At 72.4% G+C, this 7,612-nt stretch carries 8 protein-coding genes; 6 read left to right on the top strand and 2 right to left on the bottom strand.

Annotation, left to right across the window (positions count from 1 at the left end; translation table 11 throughout):
- Positions 1-2: 2 nt before the first annotated feature.
- On the bottom strand, positions 3-974 hold the full coding sequence (locus ACFWGZ_RS37400; protein ID WP_382456323.1) for a helix-turn-helix transcriptional regulator: 972 nt from the start codon (positions 972-974) through the stop codon (positions 3-5).
- Between the two features lie 104 nt (positions 975-1,078).
- Between ACFWGZ_RS37400 and ACFWGZ_RS37395 the strand changes: the two genes are divergently transcribed.
- Together ACFWGZ_RS37395 and ACFWGZ_RS37390 are read left to right on the top strand one after the other, a co-directional pair.
- On the top strand, positions 1,079-1,540 hold the full coding sequence (locus ACFWGZ_RS37395; RefSeq protein ID WP_382456322.1) for a VOC family protein: 462 nt from the start codon (positions 1,079-1,081) through the stop codon (positions 1,538-1,540).
- A 57-nt stretch (positions 1,541-1,597) separates the two neighbouring features.
- Complete coding sequence (locus ACFWGZ_RS37390) at positions 1,598-2,611, top strand: aldo/keto reductase (RefSeq protein WP_382456321.1); 1,014 nt, start codon at positions 1,598-1,600, stop codon at positions 2,609-2,611.
- Here the strand turns inward: ACFWGZ_RS37390 and ACFWGZ_RS37385 are convergent.
- Positions 2,608-3,546 (bottom strand): DMT family transporter, encoded by a 939-nt coding sequence (locus tag ACFWGZ_RS37385; RefSeq protein ID WP_382456320.1) that lies wholly within the window; start codon positions 3,544-3,546, stop codon positions 2,608-2,610. The two genes, ACFWGZ_RS37390 and ACFWGZ_RS37385, sit on opposite strands and share 4 nt — an antisense overlap.
- A gap of 87 nt (positions 3,547-3,633) precedes the next feature.
- Here ACFWGZ_RS37385 and ACFWGZ_RS37380 point away from each other — a divergent pair, with 87 nt between their 5' ends.
- The 4 genes from ACFWGZ_RS37380 to ACFWGZ_RS37365 all read left to right on the top strand — a co-directional run bounded on the left by ACFWGZ_RS37380 (position 3,634) and on the right by ACFWGZ_RS37365 (position 7,606).
- Positions 3,634-4,188 (top strand): CGNR zinc finger domain-containing protein, encoded by a 555-nt coding sequence (locus tag ACFWGZ_RS37380; protein ID WP_382456319.1) that lies wholly within the window; start codon positions 3,634-3,636, stop codon positions 4,186-4,188.
- Positions 4,189-4,289: 101 nt separating this feature from the next.
- A complete protein-coding gene (locus ACFWGZ_RS37375) occupies positions 4,290-4,523 on the top strand; it encodes a hypothetical protein (RefSeq protein ID WP_382456318.1) in 234 nt (77 codons plus the stop codon).
- Between the two features lie 69 nt (positions 4,524-4,592).
- On the top strand, positions 4,593-6,248 hold the full coding sequence (gene treS, locus ACFWGZ_RS37370; protein WP_382456317.1) for a maltose alpha-D-glucosyltransferase: 1,656 nt from the start codon (positions 4,593-4,595) through the stop codon (positions 6,246-6,248).
- Positions 6,245-7,606 (top strand): aminoglycoside phosphotransferase, encoded by a 1,362-nt coding sequence (locus ACFWGZ_RS37365; RefSeq protein WP_382456316.1) that lies wholly within the window; start codon positions 6,245-6,247, stop codon positions 7,604-7,606. Before treS ends, ACFWGZ_RS37365 begins: the two co-directional genes overlap by 4 nt.
- Positions 7,607-7,612 lie beyond the last annotated feature (6 nt).

The raw sequence follows: 7,612 nt of genomic DNA, 5'->3' as shown, positions 1-7,612 counted from the left end.
CCTCAGCGTCGCGCGGCCCGCGCCGCGCGGTGCGACAGCTCGGCGAACGCCTCCCGCAGCTCCGGCGGCGAGACCACCTCGACGTCGGCGCCGAACCGGGCGAGGTTCGCGGCGAGCGCGGCCCACGACCACGCGCCGGTCAGCAGCCTGGTCCGGCCAGGACCCACCGCCTCCGCGGTGTCACGGCCGACGAACCCCGCCACGTCCGCGAGCGGCAGGTCCAGGACCACCTCGCCGCGGCACGGCCAGGCGTCGGTGTCCGAGCCCTTGAACCGCGCGGCCAGGAACGCCGCCACGTCGCCGCCCGGCACCTCGCGCGGGGTGAAGCGCGGGCCGTTCGGGACGCGCACCGTCATCCGGTCGGCGCGGTAGGTCCGCCAGTCCTCGCGGTCCGGGCTCCAGCCGACCAGGTACCAGCGGCCCGCCCGCACGACCAGGTGGTGCGGCTGCACGCGGCGCGGTGGGCCCTCGGGATCGGACCGGCCCGGCGCGCGGTAGTCGAACCGCAGTTCCTCGCACGCGCGGACGGCGGCGCTGAGCGCCAGCAGCAGGTCGGTGTCCACCTGCGTGCCGCCGCCCGCCGTCTCGACCTCCAGCGCGTCGATGCGCCGCCGCAGCTTCGCCGGCAGGACCTGGCGGACGGTGGTCAGGGCGCGTGCGGCGGCCTCCTCGATGCCCGCGCCGGTGCCCACGGCGATCTTCAGCGCCACGGCCAGCGCGACGGCCTGGTCCTCGTCGAACAGCAGTGGAGGCAGCTGGCTGCCCGCTTCGAGGCGGTAGCCGCCGTCGGGGCCCTTCACCGCCTGGACCAGGTAGCCGAGCTCGCGCAGCCGGTCCACGTCGCGGCGCACGGTGCGTTCGCTGACGCCGAGGCGCCGGGCGAGCAGCAGGCCCGGCCAGTCGCGGCGGACCTGCAGCAGCGACAGCAGGGACAGCAGGCGGCCCGAGGTGGTCGTCGACGGCGAGATCGGCATGGTTCCAGGATGGCACGAGAAGCGGACGTTCCCTGTCCGGTACTGGTGACACAGTCGCTCTCATCACCGGGAACGCCCGGTATCGAGAACGAAGGACCTGCACAATGCCGCTCACCGCTGTCGCCCACCTGAACTTCCACGGCCAGGCGCGGGACGCCCTCGAGTTCTACCGGTCCGTCTTCGGCGGCCGGCTCACCGTCGTCACCTACGGCGACTTCGGGATGCCCGCCGAGGTGCCCGGCGCGCAGAACGTCGTGTTCGGCGAGGTCGTCGCCGAGAACGGCTTCCGCGTCATGGCCTACGACGTGCCGGGTGCGGACCGGCCGATCGCCGGTGGCGAGCCCGCCACCCGCCGCGAGAACGGCACCACGATCACCGAGGAGCCGTTCTTCCTGTCCGTGAGCGGCGCGAGCACCGACGAGGTCGCCCCGATCTGGAAGGGGCTCGCCGACGGCGGCGCCGTGATCGAGGAGTTCGGCCCGTCGCAGTTCTCGCCCGGCTTCGGCATGCTCGCCGACCGGTTCGGCGTCACCTGGGTGCTCCAGGTCGCGGCCGACCGCTCCTGACCCGACCGGAACGCGGGGGTGCGGACCGCGCCCCCGCCCGTCCTGGGAGACCACACCGTGCACACCCGCCCCCTCGGCCGCACCGGCATCCAGGTCAGCGCCTTCACGCTGGGCACGATGATGTTCGGCCCGTACGGCAACCCCGACCGCGACGAGTGCGTGCGGATCATCCACCGCGCGCTCGACCAGGGGATCACCACGATCGACACCGCCGACGTCTACGGCGGCGACGGCGAGACCGAGCGGATCGTCGGAGAGGCCCTGCGCGGCCGCCGCGACGACGTCGTGCTCGCCACCAAGTTCAACGGCCCGATGGGCGCGGACCCCAACCGGCGCGGCAGCTCCCGCCGCTGGGTCACCGCGGCCGTCGAGGGCTCGCTGCGCCGGCTCGGCGTCGACCACCTCGACCTCTACCAGGTCCACCACCCCGACCCCGGCACCGACGTCGAGGAGACCCTGGGCGCGCTCACCGACCTGGTGCGGGCGGGCAAGGTGCGGGCGATCGGCCACTCGAACCTGCCCGCCTCGGACATCGTCGAGGCGCAGTGGGTGGCCGAACGCCGCGGCCTGGCCCGGTTCCGCAGCGAGCAGCCGCACTACTCGATCCTGAACAGGGGAGTGGAACGCGAGATCCTGCCCGTCTGCGCACGCTTCGGGCTCGGCGTCCTGGTGTGGAGTCCGCTGTCGATGGGCCTGCTGTCCGGCCGCCTGCGCCGCGGCAGCGCCGAGAGGCTGTCGGCGGGCCGCCTGCACTGGGCGCCGCGGCACCTCACCGACGAGCGCAAGCTCGACGCCGTCGAGGCCCTCGCCGCACTGGCCGGGGAGGCCGGGCTGTCGTTGCCGCACCTCGCGCTGGGGTTCGTGACGGCGCACCCGGCCGTCTCCGCGGCGGTCATCGGCCCGCGCACGCCGCAGCAGCTCGACGACCTGATCGCCGGGGCCGACGTCGTGCTGGGCGGTGACGTGCTCGACCGGATCGACGAGATCGTGCCGCCGGGTGTGGACCTGGGGCCGGTGGACGTGGAGTACGTGCCACCGGCGTTGGCGCAGCCGGCGCTGCGCCGCCGTTAGCCGACCGCGGCCGGCACCACCGGTTCGGCCTTCTGCCGTTCCGCCCGCACCGACGCGATGCCGGCGAGGATCAGCACGCCGCCGAAGAGCTGCAGCGTGCTGAGCTCCTCGCCGAGCAGCAGCCAGGCGAACAGCGACGCCGACACGACCTCCAGCAGGCCGATGAACGACGCCAGCCGCGAGCCGAGGATGCCGGAGGCGGTGATGCCGGACGCGTAGGCGAGCGCGGTGCCGACGACCGCGACCACGAGCAGCGGCACCCACCAGGGCGTGCGCGTGTCGAACAGGACCAGGTCGCCGAACGCGGCGGTGAACGGGAGCAGGCCGAGCGCCCCGACGAGCGCGAGCACGGGTGCCGCCAGCAGCAGGCCCGCGCCCGCGAGCGCGACCGGCGGCAGGCCGTTGTTGGGACGCGCGGCGATCACGAAGTACACGGCGCACCCGATGGCGGCGCCGAACGCGGCGGCCACGCCGACCGGGTCCACGGCCTGGATCGCGCCCGGCCCGATCACCAGCACCAGGCCGCCGACGGCGAGCACCGAGCCGATCAGGACGACCGGCGCGGGCGTCTTCCGGGTGACCGCCCAGGTGAACCCGACCAGCAGCAGCGGCGCGAGGAACTCGATCAGCAGTGCCGTCGCCACCGGGATGCGCCCGATCGCGGCGAAGTAGAGGACCTGGGTGACCGCGACGCCGACGAGACCCATGCCCAGCACGGCCCACCGGGCGTGCCAGAGCAGGTGCCAGCGGCCGCGCAGCGAGAGCAGCACGAACGGCAGCAGCACCAGCCCGGCGGTGGCCGCGCGGGCGGTCACGGCGGCCGTCGGCGACCAGCCCGCCTCCAGCAGCGGTTTGACGAACGCCCCGGAGGTGCCGAACGAGATGAACGAGATCGTTGCCGCGATCAGTCCGGTGGTCTTCGACGGGGTCCCCATGCGTGCGCGCCTCCCGATGCCGTGCGGTGTCATGGTCTAACCTGGCTCACACCCCTGACGCTAGGCCGGTCCCGGTAAGGAGTCAATTTGCGTTTTGCCCCTGACACGGAGGAGGCGCTCGGCTTCGTCGTGGCCCTGTGCAACACCGACCCGTCCGCGTCGCGCACCGGGGAGGACGACCTGGCCACGGTCGAGGGGCTGCGCGCGTTCCTGGGCGGCTACGACTACACCGGCCGCGTCGACCACGACGAGGCGGAGCTGCGCGACGTGCGGCAGGCGCGGGCGCAGCTGCGGCACGTGTGGACGCTCGGCCGCGACGAGGCCGTCGAGGTCGTGAACAGGATGCTCCGCGACGCGAAGGCGCTGCCGTACCTCGTCCGGCACGACGCGCAGGACTGGCACATCCACGCCACCGAACCGGACGCCCCGCTCGCCGAACGCCTGCGCGTGGAGGCCGCGCTCGCCCTCGTCGACGTGATCCGCACCGACGAGATGGGCCGCCTGCGCGTCTGCGCGGCCGACGACTGCGCCGGGCTGCTGGTCGACCTGTCCCGCAACGGCCTCAAGCGGTTCTGCAGCGTCCGGTGCGGCAACCGGATGAACATGATCGCCTTCCGGGAGCGGCAGGCGGAGGGCGGCTGAGCGGCGTCACCTGACCCGGTGAATGTCGGTTGTGGTCCCGCCCGAGTGGTACCTCCACTGGGAAGTGCTGGTCACAGCCACGACGACGGGGAGGTAGAACCGTGATCCTGCGCGACTACGGCTCGGATGCGAGGCAGGGGGACTTCGTCGAGTTCAGCGTCGACGACGAGGGGCGGCGCAGGGGCGTCGTGATGATGCTGCACAGCGTGGGGGAGAAGCTGCACTACGTCGTGCAGGACGAACTCACCCGCGACCGGCATGAGATCCCCGTGCAGCGCATCGCATCCGTCCTCGAACGGCGCGTGCCCCCGGAGGACCTTCACACGGTCAGGTGAACGATTTGATCTTGGCGCCACTTCTGCCGCACGCTGCCGCAATTCCACGACGTGCGAGCGAGAGGTGCCATGGAGCACGAGGAGAACTGGTTCAAGGGCGCTGTCTTCTACGAGGTGCTCGTCCGGGCGTTCAGCGACTCGAACGGTGACGGCACCGGAGATCTCCGAGGGCTCGCGTCCAAACTGGACTACCTGCAGTGGCTGGGCGTCGACTGCCTGTGGCTGCCGCCGTTCTACGCGTCGCCGTTGCGCGACGGCGGCTACGACATCAGCGACTTCCGCGCCGTGCTGCCCGAGTTCGGCACGGTCGAGGACTTCCAGCACCTGCTGGACGAGGCCCACCGGCGCGGCATCCGGGTCATCACCGACCTGGTGCTCAACCACACCTCCGACGCCCACCCGTGGTTCCAGCGGTCCCGCGAGGACCCCGACGGCCCGTTCGGCGACTTCTACGTCTGGGGTGACGACGACGCGGCCTACAGCGACGCGCGGATCATCTTCGTCGACACCGAGACGTCGAACTGGACCTACGACCCGGTGCGCGGGCAGTTCTTCTGGCACCGCTTCTTCAGCCACCAGCCCGACCTGAACTACGACAACCCCGCCGTCCAGGACGCGATGCTCGACGTGCTGCGGTTCTGGCTCGACATCGGCATCGACGGGTTCCGCCTCGACGCCGTGCCCTACCTGTTCGAGCGCGAGGGCACCAACTGCGAGAACCTGCCGGAGACGCACGACTTCCTGCGCAAGTGCCGCAAGGTCGTCGACGACGAGTACCCGGGCCGGGTCCTGCTGGCCGAGGCCAACCAGTGGCCGTCCGACGTCGTCGAGTACTTCGGCGACGGCGACGAGTGCCACATGGCGTTCCACTTCCCGCTGATGCCGCGGATCTTCATGGCGGTGCGGCGCGAGTCGCGGTTCCCGATCTCGGAGATCCTGGCGCAGACGCCGTCGATCCCGGAGAACGCGCAGTGGGGCATCTTCCTGCGCAACCACGACGAGCTCACGCTCGAGATGGTCACGGACGAGGAACGTGACTACATGTACTCCGAGTACGCCAAAGATCCGCGGATGAAGGCGAACATCGGCATCCGCCGCCGGTTGGCGCCGCTGCTGGAGAACGACCGCAACCAGCACGAGCTGTTCACCGCCATGCTGCTGTCGCTGCCGGGCTCACCCGTTCTGTACTACGGCGACGAGATCGGCATGGGCGACAACATCTGGCTCGCCGACCGCGACGCCGTGCGCACCCCGATGCAGTGGACCCCGGACCGCAACGCGGGCTTCTCGTCGTGTGACCCCGGCCGGATCTACCTGCCGGTGATCATGGACCCGGTGTACGGCTACCAGGGCCTGAACGTCGAGGCCCAGTCGCGCAGCCAGTACTCGCTGCTCAACTGGACCCGCCGGATGATCGAGGTGCGCAAGCAGCACCGCGCGTTCGGGCACGGCGACTTCACCGAGCTGGGCGCGTCCAACCCCACGGTGCTCGCCTACCGCCGCCGCCTCGGCGCGGACGTGGTGCTGTGCGTGAACAACCTGTCGCGCTTCCCGCAGCCCGTCGAGCTCGACCTGTCCGAGCACGCCGGCAGCGTGCCGCTCGAACTCACCGGTGGCGTGCGGTTCCCGGCCGTGGGCGAGCTGCCGTACCAGCTGACCCTGCCGGGACACGGCTTCTACTGGTTCCAGCTGACCTCCGACGTGGAAGGTGGCGACAAGAAGTGACGACGAGCAAGCCCGTCGAGGTCCTCCCCGCACCCGAGCAGCTGGACCGCTGGCTGCACGCCCAGCCGTGGTTCCGCGGCCGCGGCCCGGTCGAGTGCGTGCGGACGACCGTGCTGCGCGACGGCGACCCTTCGCTCGCGCACGTCGTGCTCGCCTGCGACGGGCGCCGCTACCAGCTGCTGCTGGGTGTGCGGGACGCGCTGCCGGAACGCCTCGTGCACGCCGGGATCGGCCGCGCGGGCGACCGCCACGCCTACGAGGCGGTGTACGACCCGGAGCTGACCGCTGTGCTGCTGGAGCACTTCGAGGAGTCGTCCGAGGTGGACGGTCTCACCTTCCGCGGCGCTCTGGCACCCCGCCACGCCGAGGCGCCGGTCGGGCGGCCGTTCCCCGGCCCGCAGCGCAACTCCTCGGTCGTCTACGGGCAGCGGCACGTGCTGAAGTTCTTCCGCGAGCTGACGCCGGGCGACAACCCGGAACTGGTGCTGCACACCGCGCTCGACTCGGTCGACGACCCGCACATCGCACGACCGCAGGGGGCGCTGGAGTCCGAACTGGACGGGGTGCGCACGACCCTGGCGGTGCTGAACGAGTTCGTGCCGCTGGGCGCGCTCGGCTGGCCGATGGCGACCGCGAGCGTCCGCGACTTCCTCGCCTCCCCGGCCGCCGACCCGGCCGCCGCGGGCGGCGACTTCGCGGCCGAGGCCCACCGCCTGGGCCGGGCCGTGGCGCGCGTGCACGCCGACCTGCGCGGCACGCTCGGCGACCAGGAGGCCGGACCGGACGACGAGGCGGAGTTCGTCGCGGCCATGCACAGCCGCCTGGACGCGGCGGTGGCCGAGGTCCCGGCGCTGGCGCCGTACGAGCCGGGGCTGCGTGCCCGCTTTGACGCGGTGCTGGACGGCACGGGCCCGATCCGGCTGCAGCGGGTGCACGGCGACCTGCACCTCGGCCAGGTGCTGCGTTCGCCGCGGGCGTGGGTGCTCGTGGACTTCGAGGGCTCGCCGCACGGGGACGCGGTCGAACGCGCCCGGCCACGTCCCGCCGCGCACGACGTGGCGACCGTGCTGCGGTCGTTGCACTACGCGGCGGCGCAGCTGCTGGTGGGGGCGGACGACGTCGAGGCGTTGCTGCCCGAGGCGGCGCGCTGGCTGGAGCGCAACCGGACCGCGTTCTGCGACGGGTACTCCGAGGTGTCGGCGGACCTGCGGCGCGACGACGTGCTGCTGACCGCCGTCGAGCTCGACCGGGCGGTGCTGGAGGTGCGGCACGAGCACCGGTTCCGTCCGGAGTGGACGGTCATCCCGCTGTCCGCGATCGCGGAGGTGCTGACCGGCGGGCCGGTCTGGGTGTCCTGACGGCCG

Source organism: Lentzea sp. NPDC060358 (genome assembly GCF_042725365.1).
GTDB lineage: Bacteria > Actinomycetota > Actinomycetes > Mycobacteriales > Pseudonocardiaceae > Lentzea.
Note: the sequence above shows the minus strand (reverse complement) of the source record. Positions and strands in the feature narration are given on the sequence as shown.